This is a genomic window from Thermophilibacter sp. ET337, assembly GCF_024733715.1.
In the GTDB taxonomy this organism is placed as follows: Bacteria; Actinomycetota; Coriobacteriia; order Coriobacteriales; family Atopobiaceae; genus Thermophilibacter.
On record NZ_JANRHO010000001.1, the window covers coordinates 296,003 to 316,467 of the forward strand.

Here is a 20,465-nt window from a genome sequence, read left to right on the forward strand (position 1 = left end):
ACATGGCAACCAGACCAGAGCACGTCGCCGAGAAGGACCTCGCCTCGACCATCCAGCCCGTCATCCTCGGCGCGGACTACTCCGCCTACGCCTACGTCCGCGCCTTCCGCGAGGCGTACGGCGCACGGGCGATCATCTACGGCAGCTCCGACATCAAGTCCATCTCGCGCACGCGCTTCGCGGAGTACCGCGTCGTCGAGGGCTTCGACGAGCCCGAGGTCCTTCTCGCCACGCTCGCCGAGCTGGGGGAGGAGCTCTGCGCCGCCGGGCGCGTGCCGTTCCTCGTGACCTGCGGGGACTTCTACGCGCGCATCGTCTCGCAGCACAAGTCCGAGCTCGAGCGCTGGTTCTACACGCCCGTCGTGGACTTTGACGTGCTGGACTTCGTCACGCAGAAGGAGAACTTCTACCGCGTGTGCGAGGAGGTGGGCGTGCCCTACCCCAAGACGCGCCTGCTCGACTGCGCCGACCCCGCCGCCCAGGCGGACGACTCCGGCTTCGCCTACCCGCTCGTGGCCAAGCCGTCCAACTCGGCCGCCTATCACTACGCGGAGTTCCCCGGCAAGCAGAAGATCTTCATCGTGGAGACGCCCGAGGAGCTGCGCCGCATCTTCGACGAGCTCAAGCGCTCCTGCTACGACGAGAGCCTCATCATCCAGGAGTTCATCCCCGGCGGGGACTCCCACATGTACGCCATCTACCTCTACGCGGACGCCAACTCGGACGTGGTCTTCTCGATCTGCGGCCACGTGGGGCTGGAGGACCATCACCCCGGCGCCATCGGCAACGCGGTGGCCATCGTCCCGGAGCGCAACGCCGAGGTGGAGGCCGCCGCGGCCCGCTTCGTCAAGCGCGTGGGCTACCACGGCATGGGGACCTTCGACGCCAAGTGGGACGCGCGCACCGGCGAGTTCAAGTTCCTCGAGATGAACGCCCGTCCCGGGCGGAGCTCGTGGTTCGTTTTGCTCGCGGGCGTCAACTTTGCGCGCATCCAGGTGGAAGACGTCGTGCTCGGCCGCACGCCCGCGCCCGTCGCGCCCCGCGAGGACTGGGCCTACGTGGCCGTCCCGCGCAAGGTGATCGAGCGCTGCATGCCGGCCGGCCCCCTCAAGGACCGCGTCCTTGCCGCCTACCGCGACAAGACGGCGAGCTTCGCGCTCCACTGGCGCGGCGGGCACGACTCGCTCGCCCAGCGCCTCTGGGCCTACGTCAACTACTTCCACCAGGTCCAGAAGTTCGAGAAGTACCTCCCGCACGGGGACGTCTCGTGAGCGAGGCCCCGGACAGCCCCGCCGGCGGCGCCCGCGTGGAGCCGACCCTTTCCGAGCAGGTCGCGCGGGTCCCCACCGAGCCCGGCTGCTACCTCTGGAAGGACGGCCGCGGCGAGGTCGTCTACGTGGGCAAGGCCAAGAACCTGCGCGCCCGCATGCGCCAGTACGTGACCCTGCAGGACGAGCGCGAGAAGATCCCGCTCATGATGCAGGTCGTGAGGTCCTTCGACTACGTGGTGGTGGGCTCCGAGCACGAGGCGCTCGTCCTGGAGCGCAACCTCATCGCGCAGTACCACCCCTACTTCAACGTGGACTACAAGGACGACAAGTCCTACCCGTTCATCGCCATCACCGAGTCCGACGTCTTCCCCGCGATCAAGTACACGCGCGAGAAGCACCGCAAGGGCACGCGCTACTTTGGCCCCTACACCGACGCCCGCGCCGCCCGAGAGACCATTGACACCCTGCGCAAGGTGGTGCCCATATGCCTTGCCACCTGCGCGGAGTGGAAGCGTGCCAAGCGCCTGCTCGAGCGTGACCCCGACCAGGCTTCCGTCGCCAACCTCATGCTCGCCGAGAAGTGCCGCCCGTGCTTCGACTACCACGTGGGGCGCGGCCCGGGCGTGTGCGCCGGCATGATCGACACCGTGGAGTACGCGCGCCACGTGAGCCAGGTCGAGCGGTTCCTCCGCGGCAACCGCTCGGAGATCGTGGGAGAGCTCACCGAGCAGATGCGCACGGCGGCGGCCGACCTCGACTTCGAGCGCGCCGGCCGCATCAAGGCGCGCCTCGACAACCTCGACGCGCTCGACGACCGCCAGCAGGTGGTCTTCCCCTCGAGCGTGAGCCTCGACCTCTTTGGCTTCTACCGCGAGGAGACCATCAGCTGCGCCTGCGTCTTCGTGGTGCGCGAGGGCCGGACGGTGCGCTCGGCCGAGTTCATCCTCGACAAGGGCCTCGACGTCTCCGAGGAGGAGCTCGTGGGGGGCTTCGTCAAGCGCTACTACGACGAGACGGCCGACGTCCCCTCCGAGGTCGACCTTCCCTGCGAGCTCGGCGACGCCGAGGTCGTCTCCCAGTGGCTCGCCGAGAAGGGCGGGCGCTCCGTGCGCCTGCACCGCCCGCTACGCGGCGAGAAGCGCCGCCTGCTCGACATGGCCTCGGAGAACGCCCGGCACGCGCTCATGCGCTACATGGTGCGCACGGGATATGCCGACGAGCGCACCAACCAGGCCCTGCTGCAGCTCGAGAGCGCGCTGGCCCTCGACGCGCCGCCCATGCGCATTGAGTGCTTCGACATCTCCACGCTGCACGGGCACTTCACCGTGGCCTCGATGGTGGTCTTCACCAACGGCCGGCCCGACAAGGCGCAGTACCGCCGCTTCAAGATCCAGACGCCGCTCACCGAGGCCAACGACTTCGTCTCGATGTCCGAGGTGCTGGGGCGGCGCTACGCCCCGGAGCGCATGGCCGACGAGCGCTTTGGCAGCCGTCCCGACCTGCTCGTGGTCGACGGCGGCAAGCCGCAGCTCACTGCCGCGATGGCCCAGCTCGAGAGCCTGGGGCTCGACATCCCGGTCTGCGGCCTGGCCAAGTCCGACGAGGAGCTCTTCGTGCCGTGGGACGAGACGCCGGTGGTGCTGCCGAGCGGCTCGCCCTCGCTCTACCTCATCAAGCAGGTGCGCGACGAGTCCCACCGCTTCGCGATCACCTTCCACCGGGAGCTGCGCGACAAGGCGATGACCACGTCGGTTCTCGACGACGTGCCCGGGGTGGGCCCCAAGCGCAAGCGCGCCCTCATGCGCCGCTTTGGCTCGCTCAAGCGCCTGCGCGCCGCGAGCGAGGAGGAGATCGCCGCGACGCAGGGCATACCAGCCGAGGTGGCCCGAGCCGTCTATCAGGCCCTTCAGGAACTTACATAGATACCAGTTCCTGAAAAATCGAGAAGAACTAGAACTGAGAACGATTCCATATACCTCAGATTATCTGGGCTTCTTTGAATGGGAGCAGGATATTGCGGTGAGGAAAGAGAATATAACCACCATACCAGATTTACAGGCTGATTACATATGCCCAACCGTTTGGGGGTACTAATCCGTCCGTTAGTCGGTTCTATGAGTGATGTTGCGCAGGGGGTCGCGCACAATAGAACGACAAGGGACGACCGCCGCCACGAGGCGGTCGCAGGAGGAGAAAAGGAAGACACCATGAAGAAGCTCATGAACAGCGCCGTGTCTCGTCGTGCGTTCCTTGGTGGGACCGCCGCGGCGTCCGCGCTCGCGCTCGCCGCGTGCAACAACGGCGACGCGCCCGCCGACTCCACCGGCGACGAGGGCGGCGAGACCACCTCTGGCGGCGGCACCATCACCGCCGGCTCCGCCTACGCCCCGTCCGAGTACAACCCGACGAAGACCTCCTCGGCCTTCTGCCTGGGCTCCAACTGGCACGTCCTCGAGGGCCTCTACGGCACCGACCCGCACGACTACTCCACCTTCCCCGAGCTCGCCACCGGCGACCCGGAGCAGGTCGACGAGACCACCTTCACCGTCACCATCCGCGAGGGTGCCGCGTTCTCCAACGGCAACGCCGTGACCGCCGCCGACGTCGTCGAGGCCTTCGACCGCACCAAGGCCGACGCCACCTACGGCGCGTTCCTCGCCCCGATCGACTCCCTCGAGGCCACCGACGACACCACCGTCACCGTGAAGACCGCCATCGCCAACTTCTCGCTCCTCAAGGAGCGCCTGGCGCTCGTCCGCGTCTTCCCCGCGGGCACCTCTGACGACGAGCTCTCCCAGCAGCCCGTCGGCTCCGGCCCCTGGATGTACGACGCCATCACGGACAACACCGTCGACCTCGTCCCCAACCCCAACTACAACGGCTCCTTCCCGGCCGAGGACGCCGGCCTGCACTACGACATCCTCGTCGACTCCACCGCCCGCATGACCGCCCAGCAGCAGGGCACCACGCTCGTCATGGAGTCCGTCACCGCCGACGCCATCGACCTCATCGAGTCCGCCGGCTGCAAGGTTGACCAGGTCCAGGGCTTCGGCACCCGCTTCATCATGTTCAACACCACCAAGGCGCCGTGGGACAACAAGGTCGCCCGCCAGGCCGTGATGTACGCGATCAACACCGACAAGATGATCGACAACATCTTCAACGGCCTCGCCGCCACCGCGTCCTCCTACATCCCCAAGGACTTCCCCAACTTCCAGGAGGCCGCGACGGTCTACACCTACGACCAGGAGAAGGCCAAGAGCCTGCTCGACGAGGCCGGCGTGACCCCGGGCGCCCTCAAGATCCGCTGCACGGACAACACCCAGGCCTCCGGCATGGCCACCTCGGCCAAGCAGGACCTCGACGCCCTCGGCTTCACCTGCGAGATCGCCGAGGAGACCTCCGCTGCCACCTACGCGGCCATCGACGGCGGCACGGACGACTTCGACATCCTGATCGCCCCGGGCGACCCGTCCTGCTGGGGCGCCGACCCCGACCTGCTCCTCAACTGGTGGTACGGTGACAACGTCTGGCAGCAGACCCGCACCGGCTGGGGCGGCTCCGACGAGTTCAAGCAGATCCGCGAGCTCATGACCGCCGCTCTCGGCCAGTCCGGCGACGAGCAGCAGGCCACCTGGAAGCAGGTCTACGACCTCATCGCCGACAACGCGGTTCTCTACCCGCTGATCCACGTCCAGACCGTGACCGCCTCCTGGGCTGACGCCGCCGCCTCCCCGACCAAGACCGCCATCGAGGGCTTCGCGGGCATCGGCACCACGGGCATGAACTTCATCGGCTGCAAGACGGTCTCCGCGTAGCCTCGAGCAACGTTTCCGTTCCCCACTGAAAGGCTGGGGATCAACAAGGACGTTCGAGGGGCCCGGGCTTAGGTTCGCTCGGGCCCCTCTCTGTACTGCAGGCATTGAGAGAGGAGAGGGTATGAACAACCTTCTGCGCCTCATCGGCCGGCGCATCATCGCGCTGCCGATCATGGCCCTGGGCGTCACCCTGCTCGTGTTCTTCCTCATGTCCTTCACCGACCCCTCCATCCCCGCGCGCACCGTCCTCGGTGAGGGCGCGTCGCCCGAGGCGGTCGCGGAGTACATGGACGAGCACGGCATGAACGACCCGTGGCCGGTTCGCTACGTCGACTACATCGGCGGCCTCGTCCAGGGCGACCTGGGCACCTACGGCAGCCGCCAGACACCCGTCGCCACCGCCATCGCCTCGGCCCTGCCGATCACGATGCAGCTCACCTTCTTCGGCCTTCTGATCGCCGCGGTCTTCTCGTTCACGCTCGGCGTCATATCGGCGCTCTACCGTGACAAGTGGCCCGACCAGATAATCCGAGTGATATCGATCGCAGGCATCGCGACGCCGTCCTTCTGGCTGGCGGTCCTGCTCATCCTTCTGGTGACCATGGCCGGGCTCACGCGCGTCTTCCCGTCCTCCGGCGCGCTCCCCGACATCTTCACCAACCCCGGCGGCTACTTCGGCCGCATGATCATGCCCGCCATCGCCCTGGCCTTCCCGGTCATCGGCCAGATGACGCGCATCGTGCGCACCGCCATGGTCGAGGAGCTCGACAAGGACTACGTGCAGACGGCTCGCGGCTCGGGCATCCCCGAGAACGTCGTCATCGCCAAGAACGTTCTGCGCAACGCCCTCATCACGCCCGTCACCACCCTCGGCCTCAAGATCGGCTACCTCATGGGCGGCGCGGTCGTCATCGAGGTCATCTTTGCCCTCCCGGGCATGGGCACCCTCATCCAGCAGGGCATCACCGGCGGCGAGATCATGCTCGTCCAGGGCGTCGTCGTGGTCGTGGCTCTGGCCTTCGTCATCATCAACATCGTGGTTGACATGCTCTACCTGCTGATCAACCCGCGCATTAGGACGGTGTAGGCCCCATGACTAAGATCAGAGAGAACAAGACCGCCCAGCTCGAGAAGGCCGCGTCCAGGGGCGCCAAGTTCCACGGCCTCAAGAACATGAGCGTCCCGAGCAAGATCTCGCTCGTCCTTCTCGTCCTCGTGGCGCTCTCCGCCATCCTGGCACCGGTCATCGCCCCGCACGACCCGCTCGAGATCACCAAGGCCTACCAGCCGCCCGACGGGACCTACCTCTTCGGCACGGACAACGCCGGCCGCGACATCCTCTCCCGCATGCTCTACGGCGGTCAGTACTCGCTCGTGATCGGCTTCGGCGCCACTGCGTTCGCGCTCGTCCTCGGCTCCATCATCGGCGCCGTCGCGGCCGTCGCGCGCAAGGCCGTCTCCGAGGTCATCATGCGCGTCCTCGACGTCATCATGTCCATCCCGGGCATCGCCCTCGCGGCCATCCTGGTGCTCATCCTGGGCAACTCCGTCCCGGCCATCATCTTCTCGATCGGCTTCATGTACACGCCGCAGATCGCGCGCATCGTCCGCGCCAACGTGGTGTCCGAGTACGGCGAGGACTACGTCCGCGCGGTCATCGTCTCCGGCGCCCGCGCCCCGTGGATCCTCATGAAGCACGTCCTGCGCAACTGCATCGCGCCGATCATGGTCTTCACGGTGACCCTCGTCGCCGACGCCATCATCTTCGAGGCGTCCCTGACCTTCATCGGCGCCGGCATCGCCGAGCCCACCCCCACGTGGGGCAACATCCTGTCCTCCGCGCGTGACGGCGTCCTGCTCGGCCGCTGGTGGCAGGCCCTGTTCCCGGGCATCGCGATCATGGTCACCTGCCTTGCCCTCAACATCCTGTCCGAGGGCCTGACCGACGCCATGGCCGCCGCCCCGTCCGCGCCCGTCTCCAACGAGAACGCCGACAGCCGTCGCGAGGCCGACCTCCTCGTCGCCGACCCCGTCCGCGCCTACAAGGAACAGGCCGACTCCCTCGCCCGTCGCCTCGGGGCCCTTCGCGAGGTGGAGCTCGCCCGCACCGACCGCCGCGTGCCCGACTACTCGGTCGAGCCGATCCTCCAGGTCAAGAACCTCTCGATCGGCTTCCCGCGCCACGGCGACGTCCACGTGGTCGACAACGTCTCCTTCGACGTCCGTCCCGGCCAGTGCATGGCGCTCGTCGGCGAGTCCGGCTGCGGCAAGTCCATCACCACCAAGACCATCATGAACCTGCTGCCCGACAGCGCCCGCATCGAGGGCCAGGTCCTCTACAAGGGCCAGGACCTGCTCAAGCTCTCCAAGGAGGAGCACCGCAAGCTGCTGGGCCACGAGCTCGCGATGGTCTACCAGGACTCCCTGTCCTCGCTCAACCCCTCCATGCTCATCTCCGCGCAGATGAAGCAGCTCACGAGCCGCGGCGGCACCCGCAGCGCCGAGGAGCTCCTCGAGCTCGTCGGCCTCGACCCCAAGCGCACGCTCGAGTCCTACCCGCACGAGCTCTCCGGCGGCCAGTGCCAGCGCGTCATCATCGCCATGGCGCTCACGCGCAACCCGTCGCTGGTGATCTGCGACGAGCCCACCACGGCCCTTGACGTGACGGTCCAGAAGCAGGTCATCAAGCTCCTGAACGACCTTCAGAAGCAGCTCGGCTTCGCGATGATCTTCGTGTCCCACGACCTGGCGCTCGTCGCCGAGGTCGCCTCCGAGATCACCGTCATGTACGCCGGCCAGGTCATCGAGTCCGCCCCCACCAAGGAGCTGCTCACCAACCCGATCCACGAGTATACCCAGGGCCTGCTCGGCGCCGTCCTCTCCATCGAGGCGCACGACGGCAGCCGTCTGCACCAGGTCCCCGGCTCCGTCCCGAGCCCCGCGGACTTCCCCAAGGGCGACCGCTTCGCCCCGCGCTCGAGCCACCCGACGGTGGGACTCGACGTCCATCCCATCCTCAAGCCCGTTCCCGGCGCCGAGCACCATCTCGTCTCGGAGATCCCCGACGAGGAGCTCGCCAAGAACGGTCTCGTTTCCCGTCTGGAGGTGAGGTAGATGGCGGAGAAGAACACCGAGCAGACGCCCATCATCTTCCTGGACAACATCTCGGTCACGTTCAAGTCCCGCACGGGCTCGCTGTTCCACCCCAACCTCGTTCACGCCGTCAACGGCCTGACGCTCAAGCTCATGCCCGGCGAGACGATCGGCATCGTCGGCGAGTCCGGCTGCGGCAAGTCCACCACGGCCAACGTCATGTGCGGCCTTCAGTCGCCGACCGACGGCCACGTCTACTTCAAGGGCGACGACGTCACCAAGCGCACCGCCGAGCTCCGCAAGAAGATCGGCCGCGTGGTCTCCGTCGTGTTCCAGAACCCGGCCACGGCCCTGAACCCGCGCATGTCCGTGCACGACCAGCTGCTCGACCCACTGATCGTCCACAAGGTCGGCACCGAGGACGAGCGCGAGGCCCGCGTCAACGAGCTGCTCGGCATCGTCGGCCTGCCGTCATCGGCGATGTACGCGCTGCCCGGCCAGCTCTCCGGCGGCCAGCGCCAGCGCGTCGCCATCGCGCGCGCCCTGTCGCTCCAGCCTGACGTCATCATCGCCGACGAGCCCACGTCGGCCCTCGACGTCTCCGTCCGCGCGCAGATCCTGAACCTGCTCACGGACCTCAAGAAGGAGCTCGGCCTCGCCATGGTCTTCATCAGCCACGACATCCAGACGGAGCGCTACATCTCCGACCGCATCGTCGTCATGAACCACGGCCAGATCATGGAGCAGGGCCCCGCGAAGCAGATCTTCGAGGACCCGCAGGACGCCTACACCAAGACGCTCCTCGGCGCGGCCCCCTCGCTGCTCCACCCCAACCTGGGCAAGTAGGTCACACCCGTTCGGATGCGGGCGCGCCTCCGGGCGCGCCCGCTTTTCGAAATCGGCCGGCGGCACGTTCTTCTCGCCCTCCGTGCCGTAGCATCTGAGTGCTCCATCCATCGCTCGGCGGTATCCCCCCGCCGCTCACGAGAAAGGATCAGCATGGCAGACTTCAAGATCAGAGGCGTCGTCCCGCCCGTCGTCGTCCCCGACACGCCCGACCACGAGCTCGACGTCCCGTCCTTCGAGCGCCTCATCAACTACATGATCGACGCCGGCGTCGACGGCCTGTTCTTCCTCGGCTCCTCCGGCGAGGTCGTCTTCTCCACCGACGAGCGTCGCCGTCAGATCATCACCGAGGCCATCCGCATCGTCGACCACCGCGTGCCCGTCCTGGTGGGCATCATCGACACCGAGACCGAGCGCGTGCTCGAGCACGGCAAGGTCGCCCAGGAGCTCGGCGCCGACGCGCTCGTCGCCACCGCCCCCTTCTACGCCCTCGGCGGCATGACCGAGGTCGAGGAGCACTTCCGCATCCTGCACGAGGAGCTCGACCTGCCGATCTTTGCCTACGACATCCCGGTCTGCGTCCACACCAAGCTCCCGTGGCCGCTGCTCGTCAAGCTCGGCCGCGAGGGCGTGCTCGCCGGCGTCAAGGACTCCTCCGGCGACGACATCTCCTTCCGCTACCTCTGCCAGGAGAACGAGAAGGCGGGGCATCCTCTGTCCCTGCTCACCGGCCACGAGATCGTGGTCGACGGCGCGTACCTCTCCGGCGCGGACGGCTCGGTCCCGGGCCTCGCCAACGTCGAGCCCGCCGGCTACGTCCGCATGTGGAAGGCCGCTGAGGCCGGTGACTGGGCCACCGTCAAGGCCGAGCAGGACCGCGTCAACGAGATCTCCCACATCTTCGACGTCACGACCGGCGTCCAGGGCTACGCGGGCGGCGTGGGCGCCTTCAAGACCGCCCTCATGCTGCTCGGCATCTTTGACTCCAACACCATGCCGCGCCCGGTCAAGGCCCTCGAGGGCGCCAACGTCGAGGCCATCAAGAAGGTCCTCGTCGACAACGGGCTTCTCTAGGGAGGTTCCCATGGCTGAGACCCAGACCATCGTCGCCGTCGACATCGGCGGCACCAAGATCGCGTGCGGGCTGGTGACCCTCGGCGGTGAGGCGCCGGTCATCGAGAAGGTCCAGAAGGTTCCCACCGAGGCCATGGAGGGCGGCGCCCATGTGCTCGCCACCGTGCTCGAGCAGGTCAAGGCCGCCATCGAGCGCGCGGACGAGAAGCCCGTGGGCGTGGGCATCTCCTCCGCAGGCGTGGTCAACCCCAGAAACGGCGACATCACCTTCGCCAACGAGCTCATGCCCGGCTGGGGCGGCACCCACCTGGGCGCCGAGGTCACCGCGGCAACGGGCCTGCCCTGCCGCGTCCTGAACGACGTCCACGCCCACGCCCTCGGCGAGGCCCGCTGGGGCGGCGGCCGCGACAAGAAGAGCTGTCTGGTTGCCGCCGTGGGCACCGGCATCGGCGGCGCCTTCGTCGAGTACGGCAAGATCATGCTCGGAGCGCACGACGAGGCCGGCCACATCGGCCACGTCTGCTGCCCCGCCGCCGCCGACGTGCCCTGCTCCTGCGGCGCGACCGGCCACCTCGAGCCCATCGCGGCAGGCCCCGGCATCATCCGCGAGTACGTGCGCCTGGGCGGGGACGAGACCCTGCCCGACGGCACGCCGATCGACGGCGCGGAGATCGACCGCCGCGCCGCCGTGGGCGACGCCAACGCCAAGGCGGCCGAGGCCCGTGCGGGCCGCGCCCTCGGCGAGGTGCTCGGCAGCATGTGCAACATGCTCGACCCGGACGTCGTGATCCTCTCGGGCTCCGTGGCCCAGTGCGGCCCGGACTGGTCCGACGCCTTGGCAGAGGCCTTCAAGGGCCAGGCCATGCCGCCCGTCGCCACCACGCCCATCGTGGGCGGCGAGCTCGGCGGCGACGCGCCGCTGATCGGCGCGGCCGAGAACTTCGTGGCCTCCGGCTACGCGGAGGTCTCCGACTAACACCCGGGGGATGTGACAATTAGGACAGGTTTAATTGTCACATCCCCCTCCAGGGGCCCGGAATCGAGCAGCGTTTGACGATGTGACAATGTAACCTGTCCTAATTGTCACATCCTAAGGAGGAACCATGCCCATCTCACCGCTCGTCCAGTCCCTCAAGGGCAAGCTCATCGTCTCCGTCCAGGCCTATCCCGGCGAGCCGCTGCGCCACCCCGAGACCATGGCCCAGATGGCCCGCGCCTGCGAGCTCGGCGGCGCCGCCGCCATCCGCTGCCAGGGCCTCTCCGACATCGCCGCCATCAAGGGTCGCGTCGAGATCCCCGTGATCGGCCTGTGGAAGGAGGGTCACGAGGGCGTCTACATCACCCCGACCCTGCGTCACGCGATGGCCTGCGTCAACGCCGGCGCCGACGTGGTGGCCCTCGACGCCACCGACCGCCCGCGCCCGGACGGGCGCACCTTCGAGGAGACCGTCAAGGCCATCCGCGAGCAGTCCGACGTCCTCATCATGGCCGACTGCATGACCATCGACGACATCCGCAACGCCGTCGCCTGCGGCTGCGACCTCGTCTCCACCACGCTTTCCCACAACAAGGCCGCCATCGACACCACGATGGACGACGGCCCCGACGTGCCGCTGCTCAAGCAGGCCACCTCGGAGTTCCCCGACTACCCGATCATCTGCGAGGGTCACGTCCACACGCCCGCCGACGGCAAGACCGCCATCGACGCCGGCGCCTGGGCCGTGGTCGTGGGCACGGGCATCACGCACCCCACCTCCCTCACCAAGTGGTTCAAGGCCGCGATCGAGTAGGGGAGTCCTTCTCGCCGGCGCGTGACCGGTTCGTGCCGATTCCGGACGGTTTTCAGCCTCAGACCGTCCGGAACCGGCACGTTTTCTTTGGGTTGAGAAGAGCGAGCGGCGTGTGGACGGTTTTGCCCTGTGAACCGTCCACACGCCGCATCCTTCCTCTCTGGGTGCGCGTTCCGGACGGTTCTTCTCGACAAACCGTCCGGACGCCGCACCCTCCTCAGGGACATGCGGATTCCGGACGCTTTCCCACCCAGAACCGTCCGGACGCCGCACCTACCCGAGGGACATGCGGGCTCCGGACGCTTTCCCACCCAGAACCGTCCGGACGCCGCACCCTCTCACAAACGTACTAGCGTCCGCTCAGCGTTCTTATCGACAAGGTCACGATCATAGCCGCATGAATCTGCGCGAACATGCGCAAAACTGCGCAGAAATGACCGCTTACGCGTGATATCCTACCGTTTTCCGTCATAATGCGCAAAGATGCGCAAACATGACTGAAGTTGCGCGAAAATGAAATCAGCCCAGAACCCCAGAGAGGGAGGACCCATGTCAGATACCGAGAAGAACGCCCCGCTCGACTCCGCCGCCGCGGCGGCCGCCGCCTTCGAGGCCATCGAGAACCGCCCGTTCCCCGACGACGTCTTCACCGCACCGCAGCTCCGCTGGGCGGTCATTGGCTGCGGCGTCATCGCCAACCAGATGGCGACCTCGCTTGCCCTCGCCGGGCGTCGCCTGCACGGCGTCGCCAACCGCACCCGCGAGAAGGCCGTCGCCTTTGCCGAGAAGCACCACGTCGAGAAGGCCTACGACTCCTTCGAGGAGCTCTACGCCGACCCCGAGGTCGACGCCGTCTACATCACCACCCCGCACAACACGCACATCACCTACCTGCGCGGAGCGCTCGCCGCGGGCAAGCACGTGCTCTGCGAGAAGTCCATCACCCTCAACTCCGAGGAGCTCGACGAGGCCCGCGCCCTCGCGGCCGCCGCGGGCGTCGTGCTGATGGACGCCACCACGATCCTGCACATGCCGCTCTACCGGGAGCTACGCCGTCGCGCGGACGCCGGCGAGTTCGGTCGCATGAACCTCGCGCAGGTCAACTTTGGCTCCTTTAAGGAGTACGGCGACCTCACCAACCGCTTCTACAACATCAACCTCGCCGGCGGCGCGATGCTCGACATCGGCGTCTATGCGCTCAGCATCATGCGCCTCTTCATGGAGAGCCAGCCCACCGAGGTGCTCTCGCTCGGCAACCTCTGCGAGACGGGCGTGGACGTGGCGGGCGGCATCGTCTGCCGCAACCAGGAGGGCCAGATCGGCGTGGTCTCGCTCACGCTCCACTCCAAGCAGCCCAAGCGCGCCGTGCTCAGCTTCGACAAGTGCTACGTCGAGATCATGGAGTACCCGCGCGCCGACACGGCAACGATCGTGTGGACCGAAGACGGCCGCCGCGAGACCGTGTCCGCCGGCGTCGAGGGCTACGCGCTCTGCTACGAGATGGCCGACCTCGAGCGCGCCGTCGCCGGCGACGCCCGGGCCGCGGGCCTGATCGACACCGCCGCCGACGTCATGCGCCTCATGACCGACGTGCGCCGCTCCTGGGGCGTCACCTACCCCGAGGAGGCGTGAGCCCCATGCTGACCGCAGAGCGCCACGCGCGCATCGTCGAGATGGTGCGCCTGCGCGGGACCGTCACCGTGCCGGAGCTCGCCGCCGCGCTCGAGACCTCCGAGTCCACCATCCGCCGCGACCTCGACAAGCTCGACCAGGCGCACCAGCTTGTCAAGGTCCACGGCGGCGCCACCACCCGCGAGTCGGCGCATCTCACGCGCGACCTCACATTGGGGGAGCGCCACGGCCTGCACGACGAGGAGAAGCGCGCCATCTGCGCGCACGCCGCCTCGCTCGTGGGACCCGACGATTTCGTCTACCTCGACGCCGGCTCCACCACGGAGATCCTGCTCGACCTGCTGCCGCCCACGCGCGCGGGCTACGTGACCGACTCGGTCTCCCACGCCATCCGCCTGGCGGCCCGCGGGCTCTCGGTGACGGTGCTCGGCGGCGAGCTCAAGAGCGCGACCGAGGCGCTCGTGGGTCCCGGCGCCCTCGACGCCCTCTCGCGCCTCCACTTCACGCTGGGGTTCTGGGGCTCCAACGGCATCACGCCGGAGGCGGGTCTCACCACGCCCGAGCCCAACGAGGCCATGGTCAAGCAGGCGTCGATGGCGCGCGCCACGCGGCGCTACGTGCTCGCCGACGCCTCCAAGCTCGGCCGCACGAGCCTCGTCACGTTCGCGGACTTCTGCGACGCCACGATCGTCACCTGCGGGGACGTCCCCGCCGAGTATCGGAGCTTCGACAACGTCATGGAGGTGTCGCTGTGATCTGCACCGTCACGTTCAACCCGTCGCTCGACTACATCGTCCGCGTGGACGACATGCGCCTGGGCGCGATCAACCGCACCGCCTACGAGCAGGTGCTCCCGGGCGGCAAGGGCGTGAACGTCTCCATCGTGCTCGGCAACCTCGGGCACAAGAGCCGCGCGCTCGGCTTCGTCGCGGGCTTCACGGGCGACGAGCTCTGCCGCCTCTGCGCTGAGGCGGGCGTCGACGCCGACTTCATCCGCGTCGAAGAGGGCATGACCCGCATCAACGTCAAGGTCAAGTCCACAGAGGAGACCGAGCTCAACGGCATGGGGCCCAGAGTCGCCGAGAAGGACCTCGAGGTTCTTCTCGCCAAGCTGGACGCGCTGGGCGACGGCGACACGCTCGTCATCTCCGGTTCCGTGCCGGCGACGCTCCCGCACGACCTGTACGAGCGCATCATGGCGCGCCTTGCCGGCCGCGGCGTCTGCGTCGCCGTGGACGCGGAGCGCGACCTGCTCACGCGGGTCCTGCCGTACCGCCCCTTCCTCGTGAAGCCCAACAACCACGAGCTCGGGGACATCTTTGGGGTCACGCTGCGCACGCGCGACGAGGTCGTGCCGTACGCCCGGAAGCTTCAGGAGCTGGGCGCCACCAACGTGCTCGTCTCGATGGCGGGGGAGGGCGGCGTGCTCGTGGACGAGACGGGCGCCGTGCACCAGAGCCCGGCGGCGCGCGGCACCGTGGTCAACTCCGTGGGCGCCGGGGACTCCTCCGTGGCGGGGTTCCTCGCGGGCCTCATGGAGACCGGCAGCTACGAGGACGCCTTCCGCATGGCTCTTGCCACCGGCTCTGCCAGCGCGTTTTCCGACCACCTGGCCACTCGGCCGGAGGTGGAGGCGCTGCTCGCTAGGTCGTAGCCGCCCGCCTGCCGTATACTGGCGAGAGGGACGTCGAGGGGAGAGACCATGCCAGACGCGAGCCAGCGGATGCGAGCGGCCGAGAGCGCGGCGCGCGTGCCGGACGTCGTGGTGATCACGGGCATGTCCGGCTCGGGGCGCACGCAGGCGCTGCACGTCTTCGAGGACATGGGCTACTTCTGCATCGACAACCTGCCGCCGCGGCTGCTTCTGCAGCTCGCCGAGCTCGTGGGCATCAACTCGGGCGTGGGCCGGCACCTCGCCGTGACCTGCGACCTGCGCTCCCAGGGCCTCTTCGACGAGTTCTCCGACTCGATCAAGCAGCTCCGCGAGCACGAGCTCACGGTCAGCGTGGTCTTTCTCGACACCACCGACGACGTCCTCATGCGCCGCTACGACGAGAACCGCCGCCGCCACCCGCTCGCCGCGCCGGGGGAGGGCGTCGCCACGGCCATCGAGCGCGAGCGCGCGCAGCTCGCAGGCATCCGCGACACCGCCGACCTCGTCATTGACACGAGCCGCCTGCGTACGAGCGCGCTGCGCACCCGCCTGCGCCGCGCCTTCTCGGAGCTCTCCGACCAGCAGCTCATGGAGGTCTCGGTCTTCTCCTTTGGCTTCAAGCACGGCATGCCCGTCGAGGCCGACCTCATGATCGACGTGCGCTTCCTGCCCAATCCCTTCTACGACCCGCAGATGCGCACGCTCACCGGCAACGACCGGCTGGTCGCCGACTTCGTCCTGCAAAACCCCACCACTGAGAGGTTCCTCGAGGCCTGGTACAGCCTGCTCGACGTCGCGATGCCGGGCTACGTCGCCGAGGGCAAGAGCCACCTCTCCATCGCGGTGGGGTGCACGGGCGGCCAGCACAGGAGCGTCGCCATCGCCTCGGCCACGGCCGCCTACCTCGAGAAGGGCGGCTACCACGTGAGCCTGTCGCACCGCGACCTTTCGCTCGCCAACGTGAGGACGAGCTAGCATGTCGTTTACCGCCGAGGTCAAAGACGAGCTCTCGCGCGTCGAGGCGCCCATGCCGGCATGCGAGCTCGCCCAGCTCTCCGCCCTCATCCGCGTGTGCGGCACGATGTCGTTTCGGGGCTCGGGGCGCTACTCGATCCGCATCGCCACGGAGACGGGCGCGGTGGCGCGCACGGTCATCAAGCTCACGCACAAGCTCTTCGACCTCGAGACCTCGCTCACCGTGCGCCGCTCGGTGCTGCACAAGACGCGCAACTACCTCATCGAGATGCCCGAGCAGGACGAGCTCGCGGCGGACCTCGTGCGCCTGGGCATCCTCGTGCCCGGGCGCGGGCTCGCCACCGGCGCGCCCGCCGCGCTGCTGGGCACCCGCCCGGCGCGCGAGGCCTTCGTGCGCGGCGCCTTCATGGCCGGCGGCTTCATCGCCGACCCGCGCGGGGACTTCCACCTGGAGATCGCGGTCACGGGTGAGGACTTCGCGCGCGACCTCGCGGCGCTGATCGACTCCTTCGGCGTCTCCGCGCGCGTGAACCGCCGGCGCGGCGCCTACGCGATCTATCTCAAGAGCTACGACGACGTCATCGCGCTCCTGCGGGCGATGGGCGCGCGGCGCATGGCGCGCGTCGTCGAGGTGGCCCGCGCGAAGAAGTCCGTCAAAAACGACGTCAACCGGCGCGTCAACGCGGAGATGGCCAACCAGGCCCGCTCGACGGGCGCTGCCGCCTCCCAGCTCGACCTCATCGAGCGCGCGGAGCGCAGCGTGGGGCTCGCCGCGCTGCCGCCCGCCCTGCGCTCCTTCTGTGCGGCGCGACGCGCCCACCCCGAGCTCTCGCTCGCCGCGCTGGGGGAGGAGCTCGACCCGCCGGCATCGAAGTCCGCGATGTATCACCGGGTGCTACGCCTCCAGGAGATCGTCGAGGAGGCGGAGGGGGAGGCGAGCAGAGCCGCCGCCTCGCCCGCAGACTCGCTCGGGTCCGGGAACAATCTCACGTCAGCCGGGCAAACCTGAGCGTCTGCGGCTCAAATTACCCCTTCGTTCAGTTTTGGGGATACGCGCCGGCGCGTGTGGGGTACACTATCGGGTGGCAAGGGCGTCATGCCCATGTGTGCTTTGGTCCGCCGGGGAGAAGCCCCGTCGGCCCCGTGAAAGGAGAAAGCATGGCAGTAAAGGTTGCTATCAACGGCTTTGGTCGCATCGGCCGTCTGGCTTTCCGTCAGATGTTCGGTCACGAGGGCTCCGAGATCGTCGCCATCAACGACCTCACCTCCCCCGACATGCTCGCGTACCTCCTGAAGTATGACACCACGCAGGGCAACTACGCTCGCGACCACAAGGTCGAGGCCGGCGAGGACTCCATCACCGTCGACGGCAAGAAGATCACCATCTACAAGGAGGCCGACGCCTCCAAGCTCCCCTGGGGCGAGCTCGGCGTTGACGTCGTCCTCGAGTGCACCGGCTTCTACACCTCCAAGGCCAAGGCTCAGGCTCACATCGACGCCGGCGCCAAGAAGGTCGTCATCTCCGCTCCCGCGGGCAACGACCTCCCCACGATCGTCTACAACGTCAACCACGAGCAGCTGACCGCCGATGACAACATCATCTCCGCGGCTTCCTGCACCACCAACTGCCTCGCCCCGATGGCCAAGGGTCTCAACGACTTCGCGCCGATCGTCTCCGGCATCATGACCACCATTCACGCCTACACCGGCGACCAGATGCCGCTCGACGGCCCGCAGCGCAAGGGCAACAAGCGTCGCTCCCGCGCCTGCGCTCAGAACATCGTCCCCAACTCCACGGGTGCCGCCAAGGCCATCGGCCTGGTTCTCCCGGAGCTTAACGGCAAGCTGATCGGTGCCGCCCAGCGCGTCCCGACGCCCACCGGCTCCATCACCAACCTCTACTGCGTCGTTGACAAGAAGGTCACCGTCGACGAGGTCAACGCTGCCATGAAGGCGTACGCCGAGAGCATCCCCGAGACCTTCGCCTACAACGAGGACGACATCGTTTCCTCCGACATCATCGGCGAGACCCACGGCTCGATCTTCGACGCCACTCAGACCATGGTCCAGGATCTCGGCAACGGCCAGAGCCTCGTTCAGGTCACCTCTTGGTACGACAACGAGAACTCCTACACCTCTCAGATGGTCCGCACCATCAAGTACTTCGAGAAGTTCGTCGCGTAGTTCTCGCTTCGCATCAGCTTCGCAGGGGTGCGGTCGCAGCTCACAGGGCCGCGGCCGCACCCCCTTTTCGTAAGAAAACGTCAAAGGAGTGAACATGGCCTTCACCAAGAAGACCGTCCGTGACGCCGACGTCGCGGGCAAGCGCGTCCTTATGCGCGTGGACTTCAACGTCCCCCTGAAGGACGGCGTCGTCACGGACGACACCCGCGTCCGCGCCGCCATCCCCACGATCGAGTACCTCAAGGACAAGGGTGCCAAGATCATCCTCATGAGCCACCTCGGTCGTCCCAAGGGCGACGGCCCCGAGCCCCAGTTCTCCCTCAAGCCGGCCGCCGACAAGCTCGCCGAGCTCACCGGCTATGACGTGAAGTTCGTCGACGACACCTATGGCGAGAAGGCCAAGGCCGCCGTCGACGCCCTCCAGGACGGCGAGATCCTCGTCCTCGAGAACGTCCGCTTCGACAAGCGCGAGAAGAAGAACGACCCCGAGATCGCCAAGATCCTCGCCTCCTACGGCGACATCTTCGTGCTCGACGCCTTCGGCACCGCGCACCGCGCCCAGGGCTCCGTCGTGGGTCCCGCCGCGTATCTCCCCGCCTACGCCGGCTTCCTGCTCGAGAAGGAGGTCGACACCCTGACCTCGATCTTCGCCGAGCCCGAGCGTCCCTTCGTCGCCATCGTCGGCGGTTCCAAGGTGTCCTCCAAGATCGGCGTCCTCGATCACCTGATCGACTCCGCTGACACCCTCATCATCGGCGGCGGCATGGCCTACACCTTCTTCCTCGCCCAGGGCATGTCCGTCGGCATGTCCCTCAAGGAGGAGGACTGGGTCGAGCGCGCCGGCGAGATGCTGAAGAAGGCCGAGGAGAAGGGCGTCAAGATCCTCCTCCCGATCGACAACCGCGTCGCCGACCACTTCGGCGAGGACGCCGTGCCGGAGGTCGTCGCCTCCGACGCCATCCCCGATGACCGCGAGGGCATGGACATCGGCCCCGAGACCGAGAAGCTCTACGCCGACGCCGTCAAGGCCGCCAAGACCGTCTTCTGGAACGGCCCGATGGGCGTCTTCGAGTTCGACAACTTCGCCCACGGCACCGAGGCCGTCGCCCGCGCCATCGCGGACTCCGACTGCACCTCGATCATCGGCGGCGGCGACTCCGTCGCGGCCATCAACAAGTTCGGCCTGGCCGACAAGATGAGCTGGATCTCCACCGGCGGTGGCGCTTCCATGGAGCTCGTCGAGGGCAAGGCCCTTCCTGGAGTGGAGGCGCTTCTCGATGCGTAAGAGGATGATCGCTGGCAACTGGAAGATGAACAAGACCTACAGCGAGGGCGTCGTCCTCGCCCAGGGCCTTGCCGATGAGCTCAAGGACGGCACCGGCGACGTCGACGTCGTCGTCTGCCCGCCCGCCGTCGACCTCAAGGGCGTCTCCGAGGTCATCGACCAGACCTCCGCGCCGTTTGCGCTCGGCGCCCAGAACGTCTACTGGGAGGAGTCCGGCGCCTACACCGGCGAGACCGCTCCCAACATGCTCGAGGCCGTGGGTGCCACCCACTGCATCATCGGCCACTCCGAGCGTCGCGACTACTTCGGCGAGACGGACGAGGACGTGAACAAGAAGGCCAAGGCCCTCATGGCTCACGGCATCGTGCCCATCTCCTGCTGCGGCGAGTCCCTCGAGATCCGCGAGGCCGGCAAGCATGTCGAGTTCGTCGTCGACCAGATCAAGAAGGACACCGAGGGCCTCGAGATCACCGACCCCTCCAAGTACGTGATCGCCTACGAGCCTATCTGGGCCATCGGCACCGGCAAGACCGCCACGGCCGACGACGCCCAGGAGGTCTGCGGCGCCATCCGTGCCACCCTCGTCGAGGTCTTCGGAGAGGAGATCGCCCAGGGCATCCGCGTGCTCTACGGCGGCTCCGCCAAGCCCGAGAACATCGCCGGCTTCCTGGAGAAGGAGGACGTCGACGGCGCGCTCGTCGGCGGCGCCTCCCTCAAGGCCGACAGCTTTGCCGCCATGGTGAAGAGCGCTATGGCCTAGTCTGTCGCCCTTCTCGGCAGATGTGAAGAAGGGGACCCGGGCGAGAGCTCGGGTCCCCTTGTGTTACCATAGCAAGCTGTTAT

17 protein-coding genes are annotated in these 20,465 nt (G+C 67.6%); all 17 read left to right on the top strand.

From position 1 onward, the window contains the following. Positions 1 to 2 precede the first annotated feature (2 nt). Positions 3 to 1,271, top strand: coding sequence for a hypothetical protein (locus NW198_RS01340; protein ID WP_258339716.1), 1,269 nt, complete (start codon positions 3 to 5; stop codon positions 1,269 to 1,271). After that, positions 1,268 to 3,193: an excinuclease ABC subunit UvrC gene (gene uvrC / locus NW198_RS01345; protein WP_258339717.1), complete on the top strand. Its 1,926-nt coding sequence runs from the start codon at positions 1,268 to 1,270 to the stop codon at positions 3,191 to 3,193. Before NW198_RS01340 ends, uvrC begins: the two co-directional genes overlap by 4 nt. Before the next feature lie 285 nt (positions 3,194 to 3,478). Further along, on the top strand, positions 3,479 to 5,089 hold the full coding sequence (locus NW198_RS01350) for an ABC transporter substrate-binding protein (protein WP_258339718.1): 1,611 nt from the start codon (positions 3,479 to 3,481) through the stop codon (positions 5,087 to 5,089). Positions 5,090 to 5,210: 121 nt separating this feature from the next. Beyond that, on the top strand, positions 5,211 to 6,176 hold the full coding sequence (locus tag NW198_RS01355; RefSeq protein ID WP_258339719.1) for an ABC transporter permease: 966 nt from the start codon (positions 5,211 to 5,213) through the stop codon (positions 6,174 to 6,176). Between the two features lie 5 nt (positions 6,177 to 6,181). Further along, on the top strand, positions 6,182 to 8,203 hold the full coding sequence (locus NW198_RS01360; protein WP_258339720.1) for a dipeptide/oligopeptide/nickel ABC transporter permease/ATP-binding protein: 2,022 nt from the start codon (positions 6,182 to 6,184) through the stop codon (positions 8,201 to 8,203). Continuing rightward, on the top strand, positions 8,204 to 9,028 hold the full coding sequence (locus tag NW198_RS01365; RefSeq protein ID WP_258339721.1) for an ABC transporter ATP-binding protein: 825 nt from the start codon (positions 8,204 to 8,206) through the stop codon (positions 9,026 to 9,028). A 153-nt stretch (positions 9,029 to 9,181) separates the two neighbouring features. Then, positions 9,182 to 10,102, top strand: a complete 921-nt coding sequence (locus NW198_RS01370) for a dihydrodipicolinate synthase family protein (protein ID WP_258339722.1) — start codon at positions 9,182 to 9,184, stop codon at positions 10,100 to 10,102. A 10-nt stretch (positions 10,103 to 10,112) separates the two neighbouring features. After that, the gene (locus NW198_RS01375) at positions 10,113 to 11,078 is read left to right on the top strand and encodes an ROK family protein (RefSeq protein WP_258339723.1); all 966 of its coding nucleotides are present in this window, start codon (positions 10,113 to 10,115) and stop codon (positions 11,076 to 11,078) included. A gap of 127 nt (positions 11,079 to 11,205) precedes the next feature. Beyond that, entirely contained in the window at positions 11,206 to 11,892 is a 687-nt protein-coding gene (locus tag NW198_RS01380; RefSeq protein ID WP_258339724.1) for an N-acetylmannosamine-6-phosphate 2-epimerase, read from the top strand. Between the two features lie 549 nt (positions 11,893 to 12,441). Continuing rightward, positions 12,442 to 13,524 (top strand): Gfo/Idh/MocA family protein, encoded by a 1,083-nt coding sequence (locus NW198_RS01385; protein WP_258339725.1) that lies wholly within the window; start codon positions 12,442 to 12,444, stop codon positions 13,522 to 13,524. Between the two features lie 5 nt (positions 13,525 to 13,529). Then, positions 13,530 to 14,279 (top strand): DeoR/GlpR family DNA-binding transcription regulator, encoded by a 750-nt coding sequence (locus tag NW198_RS01390; RefSeq protein WP_258339726.1) that lies wholly within the window; start codon positions 13,530 to 13,532, stop codon positions 14,277 to 14,279. Then, on the top strand, positions 14,276 to 15,178 hold the full coding sequence (gene pfkB / locus NW198_RS01395) for a 1-phosphofructokinase (protein ID WP_258339727.1): 903 nt from the start codon (positions 14,276 to 14,278) through the stop codon (positions 15,176 to 15,178). The genes NW198_RS01390 and pfkB overlap by 4 nt, the downstream gene beginning before the upstream one ends. A gap of 48 nt (positions 15,179 to 15,226) precedes the next feature. Next, the gene (gene rapZ / locus NW198_RS01400; protein ID WP_087313303.1) at positions 15,227 to 16,153 is read left to right on the top strand and encodes an RNase adapter RapZ; all 927 of its coding nucleotides are present in this window, start codon (positions 15,227 to 15,229) and stop codon (positions 16,151 to 16,153) included. Position 16,154: 1 nt separating this feature from the next. After that, positions 16,155 to 17,162 carry a DNA-binding protein WhiA gene (gene whiA, locus NW198_RS01405; RefSeq protein ID WP_258339728.1) on the top strand — a complete coding sequence of 336 codons (1,008 nt, stop codon included), beginning with the start codon at positions 16,155 to 16,157 and terminating at the stop codon, positions 17,160 to 17,162. Between the two features lie 149 nt (positions 17,163 to 17,311). Next, positions 17,312 to 18,337, top strand: a complete 1,026-nt coding sequence (gene gap, locus NW198_RS01410) for a type I glyceraldehyde-3-phosphate dehydrogenase (protein ID WP_087313300.1) — start codon at positions 17,312 to 17,314, stop codon at positions 18,335 to 18,337. A 94-nt stretch (positions 18,338 to 18,431) separates the two neighbouring features. Further along, positions 18,432 to 19,622, top strand: coding sequence for a phosphoglycerate kinase (locus NW198_RS01415; protein WP_087313298.1), 1,191 nt, complete (start codon positions 18,432 to 18,434; stop codon positions 19,620 to 19,622). Then, positions 19,615 to 20,382, top strand: coding sequence for a triose-phosphate isomerase (tpiA, locus tag NW198_RS01420; RefSeq protein WP_258339729.1), 768 nt, complete (start codon positions 19,615 to 19,617; stop codon positions 20,380 to 20,382). Before NW198_RS01415 ends, tpiA begins: the two co-directional genes overlap by 8 nt. The last annotated feature ends 83 nt before the right edge of the window (positions 20,383 to 20,465 follow it).

Excerpts from the sequence above, each read along its gene's own strand:
- NW198_RS01340 (WP_258339716.1), top strand. The coding sequence starts at position 3 with ATGGCAACCAGACCAGAGCACGTCGCCGAGAAGGACCTCGCCTCGACC.
- NW198_RS01350 (WP_258339718.1), top strand. The coding sequence starts at position 3,479 with ATGAAGAAGCTCATGAACAGCGCCGTGTCTCGTCGTGCGTTCCTTGGT.
- NW198_RS01355 (WP_258339719.1), top strand. The coding sequence starts at position 5,211 with ATGAACAACCTTCTGCGCCTCATCGGCCGGCGCATCATCGCGCTGCCG.
- NW198_RS01360 (WP_258339720.1), top strand. The coding sequence starts at position 6,182 with ATGACTAAGATCAGAGAGAACAAGACCGCCCAGCTCGAGAAGGCCGCG.
- NW198_RS01365 (WP_258339721.1), top strand. The coding sequence starts at position 8,204 with ATGGCGGAGAAGAACACCGAGCAGACGCCCATCATCTTCCTGGACAAC.
- NW198_RS01370 (WP_258339722.1), top strand. The coding sequence starts at position 9,182 with ATGGCAGACTTCAAGATCAGAGGCGTCGTCCCGCCCGTCGTCGTCCCC.
- NW198_RS01375 (WP_258339723.1), top strand. The coding sequence starts at position 10,113 with ATGGCTGAGACCCAGACCATCGTCGCCGTCGACATCGGCGGCACCAAG.
- NW198_RS01380 (WP_258339724.1), top strand. The coding sequence starts at position 11,206 with ATGCCCATCTCACCGCTCGTCCAGTCCCTCAAGGGCAAGCTCATCGTC.
- NW198_RS01385 (WP_258339725.1), top strand. The coding sequence starts at position 12,442 with ATGTCAGATACCGAGAAGAACGCCCCGCTCGACTCCGCCGCCGCGGCG.
- NW198_RS01390 (WP_258339726.1), top strand. The coding sequence starts at position 13,530 with ATGCTGACCGCAGAGCGCCACGCGCGCATCGTCGAGATGGTGCGCCTG.
- rapZ (WP_087313303.1), top strand. The coding sequence starts at position 15,227 with ATGCCAGACGCGAGCCAGCGGATGCGAGCGGCCGAGAGCGCGGCGCGC.
- whiA (WP_258339728.1), top strand. The coding sequence starts at position 16,155 with ATGTCGTTTACCGCCGAGGTCAAAGACGAGCTCTCGCGCGTCGAGGCG.
- gap (WP_087313300.1), top strand. The coding sequence starts at position 17,312 with ATGGCAGTAAAGGTTGCTATCAACGGCTTTGGTCGCATCGGCCGTCTG.
- NW198_RS01415 (WP_087313298.1), top strand. The coding sequence starts at position 18,432 with ATGGCCTTCACCAAGAAGACCGTCCGTGACGCCGACGTCGCGGGCAAG.
- tpiA (WP_258339729.1), top strand. The coding sequence starts at position 19,615 with ATGCGTAAGAGGATGATCGCTGGCAACTGGAAGATGAACAAGACCTAC.